The sequence below is a fragment of the Variovorax sp. N23 genome (assembly GCF_025486315.1).
GTDB lineage: Bacteria > Pseudomonadota > Gammaproteobacteria > Burkholderiales > Burkholderiaceae_C > Variovorax.
The window spans coordinates 207,207-227,112 of the sequence record NZ_JAOOPY010000004.1 but is presented as its reverse complement, the minus strand read 5'-3'; the positions used below and the strand labels follow the sequence as shown (position 1 = coordinate 227,112).

At 64.1% G+C, this 19,906-nt stretch carries 15 protein-coding genes and 1 pseudogene; 9 read left to right on the top strand and 7 right to left on the bottom strand.

Translation table 11 applies throughout. The annotated features are described in order from the left end of the window. Positions 1-11: 11 nt before the first annotated feature. Together N8A90_RS08385 and N8A90_RS08380 are read left to right on the top strand one after the other, a co-directional pair. Complete coding sequence (locus N8A90_RS08385; RefSeq protein ID WP_262074264.1) at positions 12-890, top strand: N-acyl homoserine lactonase family protein; 879 nt, start codon at positions 12-14, stop codon at positions 888-890. Between the two features lie 965 nt (positions 891-1,855). After that, positions 1,856-2,839: an IS5 family transposase gene (locus N8A90_RS08380; protein ID WP_262074263.1), complete on the top strand. Its 984-nt coding sequence runs from the start codon at positions 1,856-1,858 to the stop codon at positions 2,837-2,839. Positions 2,840-2,946: 107 nt separating this feature from the next. Here N8A90_RS08380 and N8A90_RS08375 read toward each other — a convergent pair whose 3' ends face one another. Together N8A90_RS08375 and N8A90_RS08370 are read right to left on the bottom strand one after the other, a co-directional pair. After that, on the bottom strand, positions 2,947-3,777 hold the full coding sequence (locus tag N8A90_RS08375; protein ID WP_262074262.1) for a LysR family transcriptional regulator: 831 nt from the start codon (positions 3,775-3,777) through the stop codon (positions 2,947-2,949). Between the two features lie 55 nt (positions 3,778-3,832). Continuing rightward, positions 3,833-4,627 carry a crotonase/enoyl-CoA hydratase family protein gene (locus N8A90_RS08370; RefSeq protein WP_262074261.1) on the bottom strand — a complete coding sequence of 265 codons (795 nt, stop codon included), beginning with the start codon at positions 4,625-4,627 and terminating at the stop codon, positions 3,833-3,835. A 168-nt stretch (positions 4,628-4,795) separates the two neighbouring features. Here N8A90_RS08370 and N8A90_RS08365 point away from each other — a divergent pair, with 168 nt between their 5' ends. From N8A90_RS08365 to N8A90_RS08355, 3 genes are read left to right on the top strand one after another with little or no spacing between them, the layout of a single operon-like run. Continuing rightward, positions 4,796-5,953 carry an acyl-CoA dehydrogenase family protein gene (locus tag N8A90_RS08365; RefSeq protein ID WP_262074260.1) on the top strand — a complete coding sequence of 386 codons (1,158 nt, stop codon included), beginning with the start codon at positions 4,796-4,798 and terminating at the stop codon, positions 5,951-5,953. 14 nt (positions 5,954-5,967) lie between these two features. Further along, a complete protein-coding gene (locus tag N8A90_RS08360; RefSeq protein ID WP_262074259.1) occupies positions 5,968-6,999 on the top strand; it encodes an acyl-CoA dehydrogenase family protein in 1,032 nt (343 codons plus the stop codon). After that, positions 6,996-8,177 carry a CaiB/BaiF CoA transferase family protein gene (locus N8A90_RS08355; protein ID WP_262074258.1) on the top strand — a complete coding sequence of 394 codons (1,182 nt, stop codon included), beginning with the start codon at positions 6,996-6,998 and terminating at the stop codon, positions 8,175-8,177. Before N8A90_RS08360 ends, N8A90_RS08355 begins: the two co-directional genes overlap by 4 nt. Here the strand turns inward: N8A90_RS08355 and N8A90_RS08350 are convergent. The 3 genes and pseudogenes from N8A90_RS08350 to N8A90_RS08340 all read right to left on the bottom strand — a co-directional run bounded on the left by N8A90_RS08350 (position 8,174) and on the right by N8A90_RS08340 (position 12,371). Then, positions 8,174-9,618 (bottom strand): annotated as a pseudogene (locus N8A90_RS08350) (aldehyde dehydrogenase family protein). The gene N8A90_RS08355 and the pseudogene N8A90_RS08350 overlap by 4 nt on opposite strands. 10 nt (positions 9,619-9,628) lie before the next feature. Further along, positions 9,629-11,326: a thiamine pyrophosphate-binding protein gene (locus N8A90_RS08345; protein WP_262074257.1), complete on the bottom strand. Its 1,698-nt coding sequence runs from the start codon at positions 11,324-11,326 to the stop codon at positions 9,629-9,631. Positions 11,327-11,582: 256 nt separating this feature from the next. After that, positions 11,583-12,371, bottom strand: a complete 789-nt coding sequence (locus tag N8A90_RS08340; protein ID WP_262074256.1) for an SDR family oxidoreductase — start codon at positions 12,369-12,371, stop codon at positions 11,583-11,585. A gap of 183 nt (positions 12,372-12,554) precedes the next feature. On the opposite strand from N8A90_RS08340, the gene N8A90_RS08335 reads away from it, so the two are divergent. The 4 genes from N8A90_RS08335 to N8A90_RS08320 all read left to right on the top strand — a co-directional run bounded on the left by N8A90_RS08335 (position 12,555) and on the right by N8A90_RS08320 (position 17,355). Beyond that, a complete protein-coding gene (locus N8A90_RS08335; RefSeq protein WP_262074255.1) occupies positions 12,555-13,685 on the top strand; it encodes a porin in 1,131 nt (376 codons plus the stop codon). 157 nt (positions 13,686-13,842) lie between these two features. Further along, on the top strand, positions 13,843-14,937 hold the full coding sequence (locus N8A90_RS08330; protein ID WP_262074253.1) for a cupin domain-containing protein: 1,095 nt from the start codon (positions 13,843-13,845) through the stop codon (positions 14,935-14,937). Between the two features lie 158 nt (positions 14,938-15,095). Beyond that, positions 15,096-16,028 (top strand): LysR family transcriptional regulator, encoded by a 933-nt coding sequence (locus N8A90_RS08325; RefSeq protein WP_262074252.1) that lies wholly within the window; start codon positions 15,096-15,098, stop codon positions 16,026-16,028. A 139-nt stretch (positions 16,029-16,167) separates the two neighbouring features. Continuing rightward, positions 16,168-17,355 carry an alpha-hydroxy acid oxidase gene (locus N8A90_RS08320; protein ID WP_262074251.1) on the top strand — a complete coding sequence of 396 codons (1,188 nt, stop codon included), beginning with the start codon at positions 16,168-16,170 and terminating at the stop codon, positions 17,353-17,355. A 25-nt stretch (positions 17,356-17,380) separates the two neighbouring features. Here N8A90_RS08320 and N8A90_RS08315 read toward each other — a convergent pair whose 3' ends face one another. Further along, entirely contained in the window at positions 17,381-18,856 is a 1,476-nt protein-coding gene (locus tag N8A90_RS08315; protein ID WP_262074249.1) for an FAD-binding oxidoreductase, read from the bottom strand. A 31-nt stretch (positions 18,857-18,887) separates the two neighbouring features. Further along, positions 18,888-19,850, bottom strand: a complete 963-nt coding sequence (locus N8A90_RS08310) for a Bug family tripartite tricarboxylate transporter substrate binding protein (protein WP_262074246.1) — start codon at positions 19,848-19,850, stop codon at positions 18,888-18,890. Positions 19,851-19,906: the final 56 nt, after the last annotated feature.

The following is a 19,906-nucleotide window of genomic DNA, read 5'->3' as shown; positions in this document are numbered from 1 at the left end:
ATGAAGCAAATATGAAGCACGCAGCCGAAGTCCTCGCCATCTCGATTCTGGGAACCCTCTTCGCCTGGGGCGCACCCGCCTCGTCTTGGGCTCAGCAAATCGGGGGAGGATCGATCCCCCCGGTGTCGATCAAGCTATACACGCTCGATTGCGGCCTGACCGAATTCCAAGGCGCAGGCTCAGACGTTTTTTCCGACACCGGCGAGTACGAGGGCAAGTCGCTCGAGCTACCCACCCCATGTTTCCTGATTCAGCACGGGAAGGACTGGCTGCTCTGGGATACCGGATTGAGCGACAAGCTTGCAGTTCTTCCAAACGGGCAGGAAAAGTTCGGTGGGCGCTTCTCCGTTCGGCGAACGCTCGCGGCACAGTTGAAAGAACTGAGTCTGAAGCCGGACGACATACGCTATGTCGGAATCTCCCATCTCCACTTCGATCACACCGGAAACATTGGACTGTTTCCGAGATCCACCTTCATCGTCGCGGCATCGGAGCTCGCGTCGGCGCGCGGCAAGCCCAAGCCATTTGGCGTCGACACCGCGTCAATCCGACCGCTTTCCGGGTCGAAGATCCTCGCCTCCGACATGGATCACGACGTGTTTGGTGACGGAACGGTCAAGATGCTGAAGACGCCGGGACATACACACGGCCATCGATCGCTCATCGTCAAGTTGCCGCAGGCTGGCGTAGTGCTGATTACCGGCGACCTTTACCACACCCGGCTGAACTATGAGAAGGGGCTTATCCCACGTATCAATGATCGCGCCGAGACGATGGCATCAATAGATCGGTTCGCCAGGATTCGAACAATCACGGACGCGCGGGTCGTGATCCAGCATTCGCCCGAGGACTTTGCATCGATGCCGGCATTTCCCCGATTCCTGGAATAAACACGCCCCTCTGTCGAGCCTACGCCGCTTATTCGACAGATGTAATGTTCGTCCGTTCCTCATCGAGTTCAGCGAATCCGTCGATTACGACGCTTGGCGGCTGGCAAACTTACCGCTCTCCGCACCGGCACGGATGTCCGCAGCGGTTTGAGCCCAGGTCTTGCCGAGAACACGCGAAAGGTACGACCCGGATTTCCATCCCACCTGCTGCGCCACGGAAAGCACGGAGTCGTCGGTGGTCTGCAGCAGATTGCGGGCCGCTCGACGCGCCTCGCCTGCTGGAACTCGAGCGGCGACATTGCAAACTCAGAGCGAAAGATGCGTTCGGCTTGCCGGCGTGACAACTCTTCTTGCTACGCAGGACGAACTCGGAAGTCTCTCGAAGGTCGCGCGAGCGGTCAGCCTCAACTGATATCTCGCGACATCCCCTGAATTGGCGCAGCACCGCGCGGTGATGGACGCAGCATCGGCCGCTCTCCAGCAAGTTTTTCCGGACGCACCGCTGCCAACCCGCACGACAGTCGGCGTTGCGTCCTTACCGAGCGGCGGCACAGTGGAAGTGTGCCATGGTTCTTGCGCTTGCAACGCCGGACTAACGCCAAACATTCGGCGTATCCCGGCCTGCAAGTTCCTTATCCAACGCCAACCTCATCCCTACGCAGTGCGGCACGGGAGCAATCCGCGATCCGTGCCGAAGGAGCAAGGGTGTCATGATGGAGTGTGGCATGGCCGCGGTGCTGCGGAGGGAGAGGCGGAGTAGGCTCAAGGATCTGACGGCCGGCTCCTCACAGTGACGTGTCGAGCATCGTCGCGGCGCTTATGAAATTTTCCATTGCTGGGCTCATGCGGCTTGGCAAGAACGCAAGTGCGAGCGTTGTTTCTCTAGGGAGGCGCTGATTAATAGGTCGCGGTGGGCACGGGTCATGCATGCGTGAAGGCACCGCAAGTCCTCTGCCCCTACCGAGATGAACCAACGCAGCTTTGCCAGCGCCGAGTACGCGATGAAGAAGAAGCGCACGCGGCGCGAGAAGTTTCTCACCGACATGGAACGCGTCGTGCCTTGGGCGCGCTTGATCGCTGTGATCGAACCGCTGTATCCCACGAGTGGACGCGTCGGGCGCCAGCCGGTAGGCGTACCCCGCATGTTGCGCATGTACTGCCTGCAGCAGTGGTACGGCCTGGCCGACGAGGCGCTGGAAGACGCGCTGTACGACAGCCAGGCCCTGCGTGACTTCGTGGGTATCGACCTGTCGCGCGAGTCGGTGCCCGACGCCACCACGCTGCTGAAGTTCAGACGGCTGCTGCTGGCCAACGACCTGACCAAGGCGCTGTTCGACGAGATCAACGCACATCTTGCCGAGCAGGGCCTGCTCATGCGTGCCGGCACCATCGTGGACGCCACCATCATTGCGGCGCCAAGTTCGACGAAGAATGAAGGCAATGCGCGCGACCCCGAGATGCATCAGGCTAAGAAGGGCAACCAGTGGCACTTCGGGATGAAGGCACACATCGGCGTGGATGCCGAGTCGGGCTTGGTGCACACGGTGGTTGGCACGGCAGCCAACGTCAACGATGTGACGCAGGCCGGCGCGCTGTTGCATGGCGATGAGATGGCCGCCCATGGGGATGCCGGCTACCGCGGCGTGCACAAGCGCGAGGAAGCACAGGGGCCGCACTGGCACGTGGCGATGCAGCCGGGCAAGCGAAGGCAGTTGGACCTGACCCGCAGATGGGCGCAACTGCTCGAGCAAGCCGAACAGTTGAAGGCGAGCATCCGGGCCAAGGTCGAGCATCCGTTCCACGTGATCAAGAACCTGTTCCGACACAAGAAGGTTTGCTACAAGGGCCTGGCGAAGAACACGGCGCAGTTGTTCAGCTTGTTCGGTCTGGCTAACTTGGTGATCGCGAAGAGGTCGCTGTTGGCGTTGCACACCCGAGGTGCGTCCTGAGCGCATTGAGCGGCCCCGGAAGGGGCGCAGCGCGCCCGGAAAATTGCTGCGCAACCTGCGCAGAGAGCAACTGACGGGCTTCACCATGACTTCGTGCTGCGCGTCGCTCACCACGCTCGGCAGCTGTCATTGATCAGCGCTTCCCTAGGGAGCACCTCGCGCAAGTCCCGGTAGGTAATCTTCGGCAAGCGATATGTGCGCATGACTTCCGGCACGAGTGCTACGCCGAGTCCGCTCTCTACCAGCGCCAGGACGGTCGGTATCTGCGTTGCTTCCTGCGTGATGTTGGGCACGAAGCCGGCAGCCTCGCACGCCGACATCGCATGAGCATGCAAGCCCGCCGCCTCGGGCGAATACATAATGAACGGCTCGTCTGCCGCATCGCGTAGCGTAAGGGGGTCGGGCAAGGCCAGCGGATGATCTGCTGGCAACGCTAGCAGCATCCGGTCGCGCTGCAGAGTCTTGAGCGTCGCACCGTGTGACTTAAGCATCGGGGTGCGCACAATGCCGAGATCAAGAGTTTCCTCCTCGAGCCTCGCGATGATCTCGATTGAAGTCCCCTCGGTCAGCACCACGGTCACGCCCGGGTACAGTGCACGGAACTGCGGCACCAACGTGGGAATCAAGCGATAGATGGCCGAGCCTACGAAGCCAACGCGCAAACGACCGCCGGTGCCGTCCATCACCGATTGCACAGCTCGATGCAGTTGCTCGCCATGGAAGATCAACCGCCGTGCTTCGACAAGCGCGGCAGCGCCCGCGATCGTGAGCTGAACGCCTGCCGGCGTACGGTCGAAGAGCCTAGTGCCGAGTTCGCGCTCCAGCTTCTGAATTGAGACCGACAGCGCCGGCTGCGCGACGTGCAGGCGATCGGCAGCCCGGCTGAAGTTCAGCGTTTCGGCGAGAACGTCGAAATGGCGAAGGCGTCGTAAGTCCATGGCTCAGGTGGCAAAGCTCGTCGAGCATACCCGCGCCAACCGGAAGCGCGAGCGCTCAACCACCAAAGCGGGGCGCGCGCTTCTCGAGGAAAGCGTTCACTGCTTCAGCGTGATCTGCGGTCTTGTGTGACACCGCCTGGAACACCGAAGATAGTTCCAGCACCGTATCGAGCCGGGAATGTAAGCCCTCGCGTATCAGGCGCTTCGTGAGGCGCAGGCCATGTCCGGCATTCGCCGCGATGCGTCCGGCAAGCCCGCGCGCGGATTCCATCAACTGCTCGTGCGGTACCACGCGTGAGACCAAGTTCCATTCGAGCGCCTGCCGCGCATCGATGGTGTCGCCGGTGAAGGCCAATTCGGAAGCTCGCGACAGTCCGACGATCCGGGGCAGCAGCCAGGCACCGCCATCTCCCGCAATGATGCCGATCTTGACGAAGCTCTCAGCAAACACCGCCTTTTCGGACGCAATGCGCAGATCGCACATGCACGCGATGTCGAGCCCGGCGCCGATCGCATGGCCGTTGATTGCCGCGATGATGGGAACTTCGAGGTTGAAGAGTGCGAGCGGCAGCCGCTGGATTCCCCGCCGGTACTCCTGTCGGATTGCCATCTCCGACACCTCGGGCGTGGCTTGGCGTCTCATCTCACTGATGTCGCCACCGGCCGAGAACGACGGCCCGTTTGCGGTGAGGATGACGCAGCGCACACTGCTGTCGCCGTCGATGCGGTCGATCGCCGCCAGAAACTCGGAAACCGCCGTGTTGCCGGTCAATGGATTGCGTCGCTCCGGTTGATTCATGGTAAGGATGACCAGCGGGCCGTGCTGTTCATAGAGCAGGAAGTCAGACATGAGGTGGCTCCTTCGGTTTGAGGCGCGAGCGTAAGGACAATGCGCTCGACCCGTCCAATACCGTTTGACGCGGCAGCTATCGATTTCCCATATGGCACGCCGCACATTCGGTATTGGACGTTGCGCGCGTCGCGTCCTATCGTCCAGCCATCACCGTACTGGACCGTCATGGCCGATCTCCTGGACCACCTGCGACTCGCGGCGCTTCCCCCCTCCACCGAGGCCTTTCGTCGTGAGGTCAAGAGCTTCATCGCCGCGGCGCTGCCGCCCTCGCCTGCCGACGTGCGGTCCCGTTCCTGGCTGGCCTTCGATGCCGAGTTCAGTCGCAAGCTCGCCGGCCGCGGCTGGGTCGGTGCCACGCTGCCGAAGCGCTACGGCGGCGCTGAGCTCGACGCTTTCAGCCGCTTCGTGCTGATCGAGGAACTGCTCGCTGTGGGTGCCCCAGTGGGCGCGCACTGGATCGCTGATCGGCAGAGCGGCCCGCTCATCCTGAGGTTCGGCTCCGAAGCGCAAAAGGCGCGCTACCTGCGGAGCATCTGCCGTGCCGAGATCTTCTTCTGCATCGGAATGAGCGAACCGAACGCTGGCTCCGACCTCGCGAGCGTCGGCACGCGCGCCGTGCGCACCGACAAGGGCTGGCGCCTCAACGGACGCAAAGTATGGACGACCAACGGTCATCGGTGTGACTACACGATTGCCCTGGTGCGCACCTCGGGCCAGCCCGTCGACCGGCAGGTCGGGCTGTCGCAGTTCGTGGTCGACTTGAAGCTGCCGGGCGTGACGGTGCGACCGATCGTGGATCTCACCGGTGATGCGCACTTCAGCGAGATATTCTTCGACGACGTAGTCCTTGCCGAAGACGCGCTCATCGGCAACGAAGGCGACGGCTGGACGCAGGTGAACGCGGAGTTGGCCTTCGAGCGCAGCGGACCCGAGCGACTCTATTCGAGCATCATGCTTCTCGACTGCTGGCTTTCTTGGCTTCGTCGCAACGGTGCTGCGCAGCATGATCTTGAAGCACTTGGCCGCTTTGCGGCGCATCTGGCTACGCTTCGGCAACTGTCGATTTCACTGACTGCCAAGCTCGCCGCAGGCGAAAGTCCGGTGGTTGAAGCCGCGCTCGTGAAAGACCTCGGGACCGAGTTCGAACAGTCCGTACCCGCCGTCGTGGAGGCCGCTCTGAGTTCAGACCCGATGATCGCGCCCGACGATGAACTGCTGCGCGCCCTCGCTTACGTGAGCCACATGGCGCCCACGTTTTCACTGCGCGGAGGCACCCGCGAGATCCTGCGCGGGATGATCGCGCGAGGCCTCGGCCTCCGCTGAAGAAGGCTCACGACATGTTCACCGAAGCCATTGCCGCCATCCTCGCGCACCACTGCACCACAGACATCGTCCGCGGCATCGAGGCCGGAGCAAGCGCACAGCTGCTCTCCGGCGCCCTCCACGACGCCGGCTTCCTCGAACTACTGGCACCAGAGGAACGCGGCGGCGCGGACGTGGGCTGGCCCGACTTTTTCGAGGTCGTCTCGCTCTGTGGCGCATGGGCCGTGCCCTTGCCGCTCGCACAGACCATCGCAGCGCGGCGCTTGACCACCGAGCCCCAGCAGTTGCCTGTGGGCTTCATCAGCTTCGCCCCCGCGCTGACACGCGGCAGCGACGGCACGTTTCATGCCCACAACGTTCCCAGCGGGCGCACCTCGTCGCACGTGATCGGCGCAATGGACGAAGTGCTCGTGCTCCTGGCCGTGTCGGACGCTTCTGCATCCTCCAGCGGAAGAAGCGCAAGCGGAACACACGCAGACGGCATTCACGGCAGCCTCGACGCATCCTTCTGCTGGCCCGCGCATGTCGCCAAAGGTTTGCGTGGCGGCATCCCCGCCGCCGAACTCGCGCCCATCGCCGCCCTGCTGCATGCAGGTCTCCTGGCGGGCGCAATGAAGCGCTGCTTCGACCTCACCATGTCCTACGCAAATGAACGCGCCCAGTTTGGCAAGCCGATCGGAAAGTTCCAGGCAATCCAGCATCAGTTGAGCGTGATGGCCGAGCATGTCGCGGCCGGTCGAATGGCGGCCGAGGCGGCCTTCGGGACCGACGCACGCCGGCCTGGCGCGATGGCCTGCGCGGTCGCCAAGGCGCGAACCAGCGAGGCCGCGCAGCATGTCGCCGCGATCGCCCATGCCGTGCATGGCGCCATCGGCGTGACGGCGGAATACGACCTTCAGCTCTTCACCCGCCGCCTGCATGCATGGCGAATGGCACACGGCTCCGAGGCCTGCTGGCACCGTGTGCTGGGCCAGTGCTTTCTCGACAGCACCCAGCCGCTCGCCGTCGATTTCGTGCGAACCGTCTGGGAAGGAGCATCGGCATGACAGGAGACACGCGCAAGCCTTCGCTGCACGGCATCCGCATTCTCGACTTGTCGCGCGTGCTCGCCGGCCCCTGGTGCACCATGACGCTCGGCGACCTCGGCGCAGACGTGATAAAGATTGAGAACCCGAAAGGCGGTGACGATACGCGCGGCTGGGGACCGACCTTCGTCGCGGGCGAATCCGCCTACTACCTCTGCACCAACCGAAACAAGCGAAGCGTTGCGATCGATCTCGCCAGCCCCGAAGGGCAGCGGACGATCCGCGATTTGGCAGTGCAGTGCGACGTGGTAGTCGAGAACTTCAAGGCCGGCGCGCTTGACCGCTATGGGCTCGACCACGCATCGCTGCGCGCACTTCATCCCGGCCTCATCTACTGCTCGATCTCTGGCTATGGACGCACGTCACCCCTCGCCGAACGCGCGGGCTACGACTATGTTGTGCAGGCTGAAGCCGGTCTGATGTCCATTACCGGCGAGCCGGATGGCGAACCGATGAAGGTGGGCGTCGCGGTGGCCGATCTCTTCACCGGCATGTACGCCGTGCAGGCGATCCTGGCGGCAATCATCGCGCGCGATCGCGACGGAGAAGGTCAGCTGATCGACATCGCGCTCTTTGACTGCCAGTTGGCCATGCTCGCCAACGTCGGCAGCGCGACGCTCATTAGCGGCGAAGAGCCGCAGCGCTTCGGCAACGCGCACGCATCGGTCGTACCCTACCAAGTGCTGCCCACGCGGGACTCGGAGATCGTCCTCGCGGTGGGCAACGACCGTCAGTTCAAGCTCCTATGCGGCGCTGTGCTAGAGCAGCCGGCAATCGCGTTGGACAGGCGCTATGCGACCAACCGCGCGCGACTCGACCATCGCGAGTCGTTGATCGCGCGGCTGAAGGAGATCCTCGCTACCCGTGACGCGGCGGAGTGGCAGCGGCGACTGGCACGCACCGGCATCCCGACCGGTGCTGTTCGCACGGTCGGTGCTGCGCTAGCCTCAGCGGAGGCAGCAGCGCGCGAGATGGTGGCGACAGTGCAGCACCCGACCGCAGGGGCTTTGAAGTTGATCGCCTCGCCGATCAGGATGACCGGCACTCCGGTGGTAAAGCCTTCGCCTCCGCCGCTCCTTGGCCAGCACACCGAGCAAGTGATGCACGAGCTCCTCGGCGGCCGCCGAGACGCTCTCTAGCCGGCCGAGGTGTAGGCTGTCTTGACCACGCTATAAAACTCAATCGCCTGCGACCCCTGCTCGCGCGGGCCGTAGGAGGAGCACTTGCGTCCGCCAAAAGGCAGATGAAAATCGAGGCCGCTGGTCACCTGGTTCGCCTTCACGATGCCCGCCTCGGCATAGCGTTTGAAGTGAGTCGCATGCTTCAGGCTTGGCGTGCATATGCCGGCTGCCAGCCCAAAGTCGGTGTCGTTGGCGAGCGCAAGCGCCACATCGTAGTTTTTCGCCCGCAACACCATCCCCACTGGCCCGAATATTTCCTCACGCGCGATCCGCATGTGCGGCGCCAGCTCGGTGAAGAGCGCTGGCTGCAGGTAGAAACCTTGCGTCGCGCGGGACAGCCGCCGGCCGCCCGAGCGCAGCCTCGCGCCCTCCTGCTTTCCGATCTCGATGTACGACAGGGCGATGTCGAGCTGGCGTTGATCCACTACTGGGCCGATATCCGTCGCTGCATCCGGTGCATGACCAACGCTCAGGCGCTCTAGGCGCAGCGGAAGTTCATCCACGAATCGACCATGGATGCCGGCGGTGACGATGAAGCGTGACGCTGCAGTGCAGCGCTGACCGGTACTAAAGAATCCTCCGTTCAGGGCGCAGGCCACGGCGGAATCGAGATCGGCATCGTCGAGCACGACGAGCGGGTTCTTGCCCCCCATCTCCAACTGCATGCGCTTCATGCGTGGCGAGGCGACGCACGCCGCGGCGATTTGCCGGCCGGTTGGGACCGAACCCGTAAAACTGATCGCATCGACCTCCTTGTGCTCGGTGAGCACGCGGCCGACTTCTGGCCGGAGCCCATCACCAGATTCAGCACGCCGTCGGACAGGCCCGCACGGTGCAGGATGTCCACCAGCTCCCAGGCCGAGCCGGGCACGAGCTCGGCCGGCTTGAATACGACGCAGTTGCCGCAGGCGAGCGCCGGCGCGATTTTCCAGGCCGGGATCGCGATCGGAAAGTTCCAGGGCGAGATGACACCAAGTACGCCGAGCGGCTCGCGCGTCGCCTCCGCGTCGCTGCCTTCGACCAGCCCCGCCAAGCGTTCCCCACGCAGCCGGAGCGCTTCGCCGGCCATGTAGGCGATCACATGGGCGGCCCGGACGACTTCGCCGATCGCCTCGGCCAGCGTCTTGCCCTCCTCGCGTGCGAGCAGGCGGCCGAGTTCGTCGCGACGCGCGAGGATCTCATGCGAAGCGCGTAGCAGGATCTCCTGGCGCACCGGCGGCGCAGTACGCGACCAGCGGGGGAACGCGGCACGCGCAGCCTCCACGGCCTGCTCGGCTTCTGCCGCGGAGGCCTGCGCATAGAGCCCTACTACATCATCCGTGTCCGATGGGTTGACATTGGACAGGATGTCACGGCAAACGTGTTCGCCGTCGATGAGGTTGGCAAGGGTACGGGTCATCGGTGCAGCTTCAGCGGCCGGCCGCGACCGCCGCCTCGCGTACTTGGGTCAAGGTGGTTGAAGGGCTGATCGCCTCTGGGTCGATAAGGCAATGCAGGATCGCTGGCAGGCCCGACGCGGCCGCACGCTCGAACGCCGGCACGAATTCGCGGGTGGTCGTCACGCGCTCGCCATGTCCGCCGAACGCGCGGGCATAGGCAGCGAAATCCGGGTTGCGCAGCCCGGTCGCTACGACCCGACCGGGATACTCGCGTTCCTGGTGCATGCGGATCGTTCCATACATGCCGTTGTCAACCACGATGACGATAATCGGCAACCCGTACTGCACGGCGGTTGCGAACTCTTGACCGTTCATCAGGAAGCAACCGTCGCCGGCGAAAGCAACGACGGTTCGGTGCGGATCGATGCGCTTGGCCGCGATCGCCGCAGGCACGCCGTATCCCATTGAGCCGGAGGTTGGGGCGAGTTGCGTGCCGAATGCACGGAAGCGATGGAAGCGATGAATCCAGGTCGCATAGTTACCGGCACCGTTGCTCAGGATCGCATCGGCTGGCAGGCGGGCGTCGAGAGCCTGCATCACTTCGGCCATCTGGAGCGATCCCGGAGAGCGGATCGGCTTCGGATTGCTCCATGCCAAATAGTCGGCGCGCGCTTGTTCGAGGAAGGCAAAGCGCGAGGCACTCGGCGCAATTTCGATGCCGCGAAGGGCCTGCACGAACGACGTCGGGGTCGCACAGATGGGCAGCGCCGCCCGGTAGACGCGTCCCAACTCACCAGCGTCCGGTAGCACATGCACGAGTGTCTGACGCGGTACCGGAACGCGCATCAATGCGTAATTCTGGCTCGGTACTTCCGACATTCGGCTGCCGATGACCAGCAACAAGTCGGCCGAAATCGCATGCTCAACCAACTTCGGACTCGGACCGAAGCCGAGATCACCGACGAAGCTCTGATGATCGGTCGGGAACAACATCTGCCGCCGAAGCGAGACCGCGACCGGTACGCCCGCATGGGTGGCCCAGGCCGCAAGACTCGACACCGCTTCGGCCGACCAGCGCGAACCTCCGAGCACCAACAGCGGGCGCTCGGCCTGGACGAGCATCGCCCGCAGACTGTCCATCTGTGCCGCACCAGGATGCGCCTCGATGGGCATCGCAGGCAAGCCATCGGGGGCATCGGTCATGTCAACCAGCACGTCCTCCGGCAACGCGATGACGACTGGCCCCGGACGGCCGGAACTAGCGACGTGCATAGCGTGGGAGATGATCTCGGGAATCCGGTCGACGTCGTCGATCTCGGTGGTCCATTTGGTCATCGAACCGAAAACTGCTCGATAGTCCAGCTCTTGCAGTGCGCCGCGCTCTCGGACGCCGCGTTCGATCTGGCCGACGAACACCAACAGAGGTGTCGAATCATGCTGCGCGATGTGGATGCCGGGCGCCGCATTCGTTGCGCCAGGTCCGCGTGTCACGAAGCATGCCGCCGGCCGGCCTGTGAGCTTGCCGTGGGCTTCGGCCATCATTGCCGCGCCCCCCTCTTGCCTGCAGATGGTCAGGGTGACGTCGGCGTCATGTAGCGCGTCAAGCACCGCCAGGTAGCTCTCGCCCGGCACACAGAACACATGATCGACCCCATGGAGGCGCAGTTGGTCGACCAGGATTTGGCCGCCTGTCCTGCGTATGGCGGTTGTATGGCTAGCGATGGGCATGAGGTTCCTGAAAATGTAGGTGGGACTTTGGATGAGAGGGCATCGATGCCGCGGCCGACCTGTCTGATTCAGCACGGCTTCTTCGTCGCCGCGAGCTTAGAGACACCGCTCACCGGCACCCATGCGCCGCGATCGATGCCGCTATTGACCGAATGGCATATCTGCTCGCCGCACTGCTGTGTGAATGCAAGGCGTCCTTGTATGCACCTGCCCGCCACGGGACTGCACCGCCCGCGCCTCGTATGTGGGCGCACGATCAATGCGTACCCGGATAGGCGCCTCCATCGACCAGAATGTTCTGTCCCGTGAGATAGCCCGCGTGGACGCTGCAAAGGAACGCGCACACAGCACCGAATTCGCCTGGCGTTCCGAAGCGCCCCGCTGGCACGGCCTGAAGCCGGCTGGCCGCCTCCTCTTCGTAGTTCTTGCCGGCCTGCGCCATTACCCGTTGGAGTCGGCCGGTGTCGAAGCCGCCCGGCAGTAGGTTGTTGATGGTCACGTTGGCTCCCGCCAACTTGCGCGTGCGGGCCAGGCCGGCGACGAATCCGGTCAGCGCGCTTCGTGCTCCATTTGAAAGTCCCAGGATGTCGATGGGCGCCTTGACCGCGCTGGAGGTGATGTTGACGACCCGGCCGAAGCCGCGCGCGGCCATGCCGTCCACCGTCGCCTTCATCAACTCGATCGGCGCGAGCATGTTCGCGTCCAACGCCTGAAGCCAGGTGTTTCGGTCCCAATCCCGGAAGTCACCCGGCGGTGGTCCGCCGGCATTGGTCACGAGTATGTCGACCTCGCGACGTGCAGCAAAGACTGCCGCGCGGCCGTCAGGCGTTGCAATATCGGCCGCCACGCGCAGCACCTTAGTGGAGGCGCCACGGCCTGCGGCGGTCATAGCCACCTGATCGGCCGCCTGTTCCAGCGTGGCCGCATTGCGCGCCACCATGACCAAGTTCACGCCCTCGTTCGCCAGCGCTGAGGCGCACCCCCATCCCAGCCCTCTGCTCGAGCCGCATACCAAGGCCCAACGGCCTGCCAATCCGAGGTCCATATCGATTCCAGTTCCATTCATATCGTCGAATCATCTTGTGCTTGCGCGACAGCAGCCATCGCCAATGCGGCATACGACCATGAGCGATCCCACATAGGCGTGCGCCGTCGTTACGCCAATACTTTTCATCGGCGAACGCCCCCCCGTCGCGCCGTCGAAAAACTATGAGAGACAACAACCGAGATGAAAACGATCGCCCAAGTCCACGCCAATTCCCACAGACGAATCGCGGGTGCGCGGTGCTCTCTGCTGCCCCTTGCCGCACTGACCCTCAGTGGCGCCGCATCCGCGCAGTCGAGCGTCACACTCTTCGGCATCATCGACACCGGCGTTCAGGTCGTACGCAACAGCGGCGGCGGCAGCGTCACACGGCTCAGCAGCTCAGGCATCAGTGCGTCGCAAATCGGCTTTCGCGGCGTAGAGGATCTTGGTGGCGGCTTGGGCGCGGGCTTCTGGCTCGAAGGATCGATCGGACCGGATGACGGAACCGGACGCCCTTCGAACAGCAACAACCAGGCTTCCGGGGCAGGCAGCTCGCAGGCGCTGAGCTTCAACCGGCGCTCCACCGTCAGCCTTCTGTCCCCATGGGGGGAAGTCAGGCTTGGACGCGACTTCAATCCTGCGTACTGGAACCTATCCGTTTTCAGCGCGTTCAGCACGCTCGGTGTCGGCGGTACCCAGTTGGCTGCCTCGATCGTGACGGGCGCCACTTCCACCTGGACCTCCAACGCCATCGCCTACTACTTACCCGCGAATCTCGGCGGCATCTATGGGCAAGTTCAGCATTTCCGCGGCGAGAACACGAGCAACAGCGGCGCCATCGAACACGACGGAACGGGATCCGGCCTGCGGCTCGGGTATCGCGCCGGGCCCATCGACATCTCTGGCGCCGTCAGCCGCACCGAGCGTGCGGGGCCCCTGGGAGACGTCCGGCAGGCCAACATCGGGGTCTCCTGGGACTTCGACGTGGTCAAGCTGATGGCGGTGCTCAGCCGTGACCGCGGATCCGTCGGCACCGTCGCAGCGGACGGCCGGGGCTGGTCGCTGGGGGTCGTGATGCCGGTGGGCGCGGGAGACATCCGCCTGGGCGCCTCCCAATACACCACCGAACTCGCCACGGGCACCTCGCCGCAAACCCGCAAGGTGGCGATCGCCTACCGCCATTACCTTTCCAAGCGCACGACGCTCTATACAGCCTTCGCACGCGGCCACAACAGCGACGGCGCCGCCGCATCGGTCGTGGCTGGTGCTGGGAGCCCGGCGGCGAATCGTGGCTCGTCAGGCTTCGACTTCGGCATCCGGCATGGCTTCTAGCGCCGGCTGCCCAAGAGCGACTGTCAAGGAACTATCTCAACCAACGCCCCTCAGGAGTGCCCCAGTGACTGCAACCGAAACAACCACCACCACCACACCCGCAACCGCCCGGAGCCTCTCTGACGATTCTCGCCCGGGCGCGCTGAGCCCCGCTCGCATGGAGGCCATCGTCGCTCGGGCTCCCGACTACCGCGCCTCCACAGGAGCGCCGGCAGTGGCGCATGCCGAGCTCATCGAGCATCTATGGGGCGGGCCCCTGACACCGCTCATGACAGCGACGGAGTCGAAGGGCAGGTTCGCCGGTGCAGTGCTCACCTGCCCGCCCACGGCCTGCGTCGGCGCCCTCTCCATGATGCGCGGCGCGCGCTCTAAGGGATGGCGAAACCCAGGCTCGATCGAAAACCTGTTCTGCCTTGAAGGGAGCCTTGAGGTGCGCTATGGCACACGGCTGGAGCATTCGCTTGTACTAGACCGCTTCGACATGGTGTCGATGCCAGCGGGCGTGCGGCATGCAGTTGCCAACGTCGGTGACAGTGACGTGCGTACCGTGATCGCCTTGAGCATTGCACAAGGCGGAAACTACGACGCCGTGTTCGATTCGGCTGACGCCAAGGGATCGGACCCGGCGCGCGCAGCATTAGGTCTGCGCTTTGAAGATGAACCGGGCATCGACCTTAAGGCCGACACCGACTCCGTCGCCGGCCGCGTAACGCGTTTCGCGAAGCTGGTTCCTTACAAGAAAAGTCTGAAGGAAACTGGCGGCCTGCCGCCGGAGGCGACCGAAGCGCTCACCGCCGGGTCAGTCTTCACCCTCATCGTTCCCGAGGGCCATGTCGGCCGCTCGCGCACCGCACCGATGTATGGCAACCAAGGGCTCTACATGTCAATCGCCGAGTGCCGCACCGGCGACGACGCGCCGCCGGCGCACGCGCACTCCGACACGCAGGAGTCCTTCTTCATCCTGGACGGCAGCTTCGAGATCTACACCGGCCTGGACAATGAATCGTCCGTTGCGGTCGCTCCAGGCGATCTGGTGGCGGTGCCGAAGCAGCTGATGCGAACCTTCCGCAACACCAGCGGCCAGCCTGCGCGCCTGCTGGCGATCATCCAGGGACCCGACAGGATGCGAGACAACGTGTCGTACTCGCAACGTGTCGGCGCCGACTTCGAGAGGCGATTCGGTGCCCAGGCGATCGAGGCCTACAAACAGATCGGAATGACGTTCGACGCCGAGGAGCGGCTGGGTCTTTGAGCCGGTCGTGATGCGCGCAGTCCGGCCTCCGCGCGGCTCGGCCGGCGCGGTGACTTATCCTTGCGCGCAAAAGGTGTTCGATCAGTCGCCGGCTTCGCGATTTCCGCCCGTCGTTCGCATCGCGCCCATTTCTATCCGACTGGAGACGCCCTGTGACGATGCCGCGCAACATCAACCTTCATCTGCTGGAGCACCTGAGGGCTCTTGTCACCGAGCGACACGTGACGCGCGCAGCCGAAGTGGCGGACATCGGGCAGCCGGCAATGTCCGCGAGCCTGGGCCGCCTGCGGACCATGCTCAAGGACCCTCTGCTCGTCAAGACCGCGCGCGGCATGGAGCCGACGCCCTACGCGATCGAACTTGCCAAGGCGATCCAGATCGCCTTCGAAGCGCTGGACGCGCCTCAGCAGGGCCGTTCGGACTTCGATATTGGGATGGCGGAGCGCACCGTTCGCATCATCTCGACCGAGGCGGTCGCGCTCCTGTTTCTCCCAGCTCTCATGGCGCGGGTCCGCGAGCAGGCACCGAAGATGACCATACGCTGGAGCAGCGGAGACCTGCGCCGTGCCGCGGAATTGCTGCGCGAAGGTGAGGTGGACTTGGTCATTTCCAGCCTGCGTAACATTCCGACCGCCTACTACAGCTCCTCGCTCTATCCGCAGCGCGCCTGCTGCATCGTGAGACGCGGGCATCCGGGCATCGACGGCAAGCTGACGATGGCGCAGTTCCTGCAGTATCCGCACGTCGCATTCGGCGTGTCGGCCGCCGCGCTCAGCGTGGTCGACAGCTTGGTCGAGGGCGCACTCGACGGCCTCGGGGTGAAGCGCCTCGTCGCCGTGACCGTCCCGAGCTTTCTCGTCTCGCCGGCAGTGGTCGCGAAGTCCGACTTGCTTGCGGTGATCCCTGATCGCATCGCGGCTGAAAGCGCAAGTCGCTATCCGCTGCAGATCCTTGAGTTGCCCTTCGACATCGGTGCGTTGGACCTCGCGATGTACTGGCATACCCGAAGCCATGCCGACCCCGCGCAGCAATGGCTTCGTGCGGCGCTCCGGGAAACGACTCACGAAGCGCACGGTTTAACCGCCGCTTGAGGCGGTATCAGAGGAAGCACATACGGCGATTGCGTTCGCCGCATGGCATGCCGGCCACACGGCTCCTAGACTCCGGTGAACCGCAACGAGCGGCAGCCGATGCGCACCTTTGCAGGCGGAGGCGCATGAAGGAGACCGGATGAAGCTCGAGGACGCCCTCAACATTGCCGACCTGCGCGCAGCCGCCAAGCGTCGACTGCCGAGGGCCTTGTTCGAATACGTCGATCGCGGCGCCGAAGACGAGATCGCCCTTGCGACCAATCGAAAAGCGCTCGAAGCGCTCAAGATCCGGCCCAGGGTACTGCGCGATGTCTCGCGGCGGAGCATGGAGCACACGCTCTTCGGCCGTCCGTTGCGCTTTCCGATCGCGGTTGCGCCAACGGCGGTGGCTGGCATGCTCTGGCATGACGGCGATGTGCTCTCGGCCAGGGCAGCAGCGGCCGAAGGTATCCCATATACGCTCTCAACCTACTCAGTCACCGCCCTCGAGAAAGTGGCTGCCGCCGCACCCCACGCCCGGCTCTGGTTCCAACTCTATGTCTCGGCGAACCGTGACCACATGCGCTCACTCGTCGGCCGCGCGAAGGATGCGGGCTATGAGGCTCTTGTCTTCACGGTTGACGGCGCCGTTTCCCCGAAGCGCGAATACAACGCCAGGAATGGGTTCGGCATCCCGATCACCTACGGCCCTCGCTTCATCAGGGATCTATCCATGCATCCGCGATGGTTGCTCGGCGTCGCGGTGCGTTATCTGCTGACCACTGGCATCCCGGGCATCGCTCATCATCCGGGCGTTGACGCGCCAGTCGGCACGGAAGACGAGATCAAACGCGCATTGCCGACGTCTGCCACCAGCCGCATCCAAGCCGACCCTTCGATCAACTGGGAAACCGTGCGTGAACTGCGCGACCTCTTTCCGGGCCGGCTCCTTCTCAAGGGCATCTTGCATCCGGAAGATGCGAAGCTTGCGCTCTATGCGGGAGTCGATGGCATCGTGGTATCGAACCATGGCGGACGCAGCCTGGACGCGTCGATTGCGACCATTGACGCCTTGCCTGACATCGTCGCCGCCGTCGGCGGAAGGCTTCCCGTCCTTGTCGACGGTGCTTTCTACCGAGGCAGCGACATCGTCAAGGCACTGGCGCTCGGCGCTTCGACTGTGCTCATCGGTAGATCGGTGCTTTGGGGCGTGGCGTCGTTCGGCGAGCCCGGTGCGCGCCGTGCCATCCGCATCCTTGGCGAGGAGATCGACCGGGTCATGGCGCAGACTGGCTGCACGAGCCCCGATCAGCTCTCTCGGCAAATCCTTTGGCGGCGCACCGCCTGAGCCGAGTCGATCCCGCGGCAGTTGGTCAATGGTCCGTCAGCTTGCGGAACGACGAATCGAAAACCTTGCCGGGATTGAAGAGGTTGTCAGGATCGAACATGGCTTTGATCTTCCCCGTCATCTCGAATTCGAGCGGCGCCTTCTGGCCGCGCAAGCGGCTGATGTTCTCTACGCCAACGCCATGTTCAGCGCAGATCGAACCGCCGAACTCCCAGATGAGCGCATCGATCGCGATGACGATGCGCTCGCAGAGCATGTCGAACGCCTGATCGCCTGCGGCATCCGCCGGACGCTCCGGCCAGACGCTCAGGTGCAGATTGCCGTCGCCGACATGGCCGAATGCGATGACTTTCGCTGGCGGATGAACCGCACACGCCCGCCGCTGCGCCTCATCTAGGAACGGGATGATGCGGTCGATCGGCACCGAGGCGTCCCACTTGAGCATCTTGCCGGTCATCATGCGCATTGGGGAGATGGCGTCGCGCAGATCCCAAAGATTCTGTTCCTGCGCAAGGTTGCCGGCGAGCGCCGCATCCGTCAGCAGGCCTCGCTCCAGCGCTTCCACGAAAAACACCTCTAGCTTCTCGGTAACGTCCTCCTGGCCGGAGAACCGCACGAGCACATGCCATGCAGAAGACGTGGCGATCGGACGGATCAGCGTGGCGGATCGGTCAATTGCCATGTCAACAAGATCACCCGGAATCAGTTCGAAAGCGCTCAGTTCGGCGTCGCCCACTGTCCGCGCGAGCGCAAAGAGATCCATCAGCCGCGAGATGTCGCCGACCGCGCCGAAGAGCGTCTGCTCGCGCGGCGGGCGGGGATGCAAGCGCAGCACCGCGCGCGTCACGATGCCGAGCGTGCCTTCCGCACCTATAAACAACTGCTTGAGGTCGAGTCCCGATGAGTCCTTGCGCAGCGCGCGCAAGCCGTCCCATACGCGTCCATCGGGCAGGACGACTTCGAGGCCGAGCACCTGTTCCCGTGTATTGCCGAATCGCAGCACGTTGATGCCACCGGCATTGGTTGAAATGGCGCCTCCGATCGCAGCCGAGCCACGCGCGCCCCAGTCGAGCGCGAAGACTCGATCGACATCAGCTGCGGCCTCCTGGATGGCCTGCACGACGCAACCCGCCTCGGCCGTGACGGTGTAGCGCAAGGGATCGATCGACACGATCCGGTTCATGCGTGCCAGTGACAAAACGATGCAGGGGGACGGTTCTTCTCCCAGGCTTGCATCCAGCATTACTCTGGCATCACCGAGCGGCACGGCGCCGCCGCACAGGCCAGTGTTCCCGCCCTGCGGCACGATGGCCACCGCATGGGCGCGGCAGATCCGCACCGTTGTCGCGACCTCTTCAGTGCTGGCCGGTCGAGCCACCAGCAACGCCTGGCCGCCATATGCGCCGCGGACATCCCGAGTCAACTGGGCCGCCTCCCCGCCCTGCAGCCACCCCTGCGGGCCGAGATGCGACTTCAGTGCATCGATCGCGCGTTGTGACATACAGGAAGGGTGCCGCCGTGGGCATCCGATCTCACTCGAGCCGGATGCCGGTAGCCTTGATGACCTTACCGTACTTTTCGTGGTCGGCCGCGATTTCCTTTTCGAAGTCATCGAGCGAACCCGTTGAAGGCTCGAAGCCGGCGTCTCGAAGCTTTTGTTGCAGCTCCGGCGTGGCAAGCGCCTTTGCCATCGCGCTACGCAGGCGCTCCACCACCGGCTTGGGCGTGGCCGACGCCACGAAGATCGCCTGCCAGCCGATGACCGCTGCGCCCGGATAGCGCTTGCCGATCGCATCCACGCCGGGATAAGAAGCCATTGCCCCCGGCCCGGTGTGTGCGACGATGCGCAGTCGCCCCGACTTGACGTGCGCGATGGAGCCAGGCGGTGGCTCGAAGACGCAGCCAAGCTGGCCGGAGAACATGTCCGGCACTGCCTGAATCGAGGTCTTGTAGGGCACGTGCAGGATGTCGACGCCCGCCGATAATTTGAAAAGCTCCAGCGCGAGGTGCGGCGGCGAGCCATTGCCATAGGTGCCGCAACCGAGCTTTCCCGGATTTGTCTTGCTGTAGGCGATGAACTGCTCGAGGTTCTGGATCGGCAGCTTTGCATCGACCGTCACGATGTAAGGGGTCTCTCCGGTTCGCGCGATCGGCGTCAGGTCCTTGGCGTAGTCAAAGGGCTGTTTGCCGAACCAGGGATTGATGACGAGCGCGCTGGAATTGAGTACGAGCGTGTAGCCGTCGGCCGGTGCTCTGATCGCAGTCTCGGTACCGATGGCCCCTGTCGCCCCCGGCCTGTTGTCGACGATCACCGGTTGCCCGAGCTGGTCCTTTAGTTTGTCGGCATAGCTGCGCCCGAGGATGTCCGACACGCCACCCGCTGGAAACGGGACGATCAGCCGGAGGGGGCGGTCAGGGAACTCGGCGGCGGCAAGGGCGGGCGCCAGCATCAGGGCGGTTGCGAACAGGCGGTTGAAAGTCTTGTAGATGTTCATTGTGTCTCCGTCGCCAAGAGCATAGACCGGGCGATTGCCCGGTTCCATGCGACGCG

Coding starts and splice junctions, on each gene's coding strand:
- N8A90_RS08320 (WP_262074251.1), top strand. CDS start 16,168: ATGAAGCTCGAGGACGCCCTCAACATTGCCGACCTGCGCGCAGCCGCC.
- N8A90_RS08385 (WP_262074264.1), top strand. CDS start 12: ATGAAGCACGCAGCCGAAGTCCTCGCCATCTCGATTCTGGGAACCCTC.
- N8A90_RS08365 (WP_262074260.1), top strand. CDS start 4,796: ATGGCCGATCTCCTGGACCACCTGCGACTCGCGGCGCTTCCCCCCTCC.
- N8A90_RS08370 (WP_262074261.1), bottom strand. CDS start 4,627: ATGTCTGACTTCCTGCTCTATGAACAGCACGGCCCGCTGGTCATCCTT.
- N8A90_RS08335 (WP_262074255.1), top strand. CDS start 12,555: ATGAAAACGATCGCCCAAGTCCACGCCAATTCCCACAGACGAATCGCG.
- N8A90_RS08315 (WP_262074249.1), bottom strand. CDS start 18,856: ATGTCACAACGCGCGATCGATGCACTGAAGTCGCATCTCGGCCCGCAG.
- N8A90_RS08340 (WP_262074256.1), bottom strand. CDS start 12,371: ATGGACCTCGGATTGGCAGGCCGTTGGGCCTTGGTATGCGGCTCGAGC.
- N8A90_RS08355 (WP_262074258.1), top strand. CDS start 6,996: ATGACAGGAGACACGCGCAAGCCTTCGCTGCACGGCATCCGCATTCTC.
- N8A90_RS08375 (WP_262074262.1), bottom strand. CDS start 3,777: ATGGACTTACGACGCCTTCGCCATTTCGACGTTCTCGCCGAAACGCTG.
- N8A90_RS08380 (WP_262074263.1), top strand. CDS start 1,856: ATGAACCAACGCAGCTTTGCCAGCGCCGAGTACGCGATGAAGAAGAAG.
- N8A90_RS08325 (WP_262074252.1), top strand. CDS start 15,096: ATGCCGCGCAACATCAACCTTCATCTGCTGGAGCACCTGAGGGCTCTT.
- N8A90_RS08345 (WP_262074257.1), bottom strand. CDS start 11,326: ATGCCCATCGCTAGCCATACAACCGCCATACGCAGGACAGGCGGCCAA.
- N8A90_RS08330 (WP_262074253.1), top strand. CDS start 13,843: ATGGAGGCCATCGTCGCTCGGGCTCCCGACTACCGCGCCTCCACAGGA.
- N8A90_RS08360 (WP_262074259.1), top strand. CDS start 5,968: ATGTTCACCGAAGCCATTGCCGCCATCCTCGCGCACCACTGCACCACA.
- N8A90_RS08310 (WP_262074246.1), bottom strand. CDS start 19,850: ATGAACATCTACAAGACTTTCAACCGCCTGTTCGCAACCGCCCTGATG.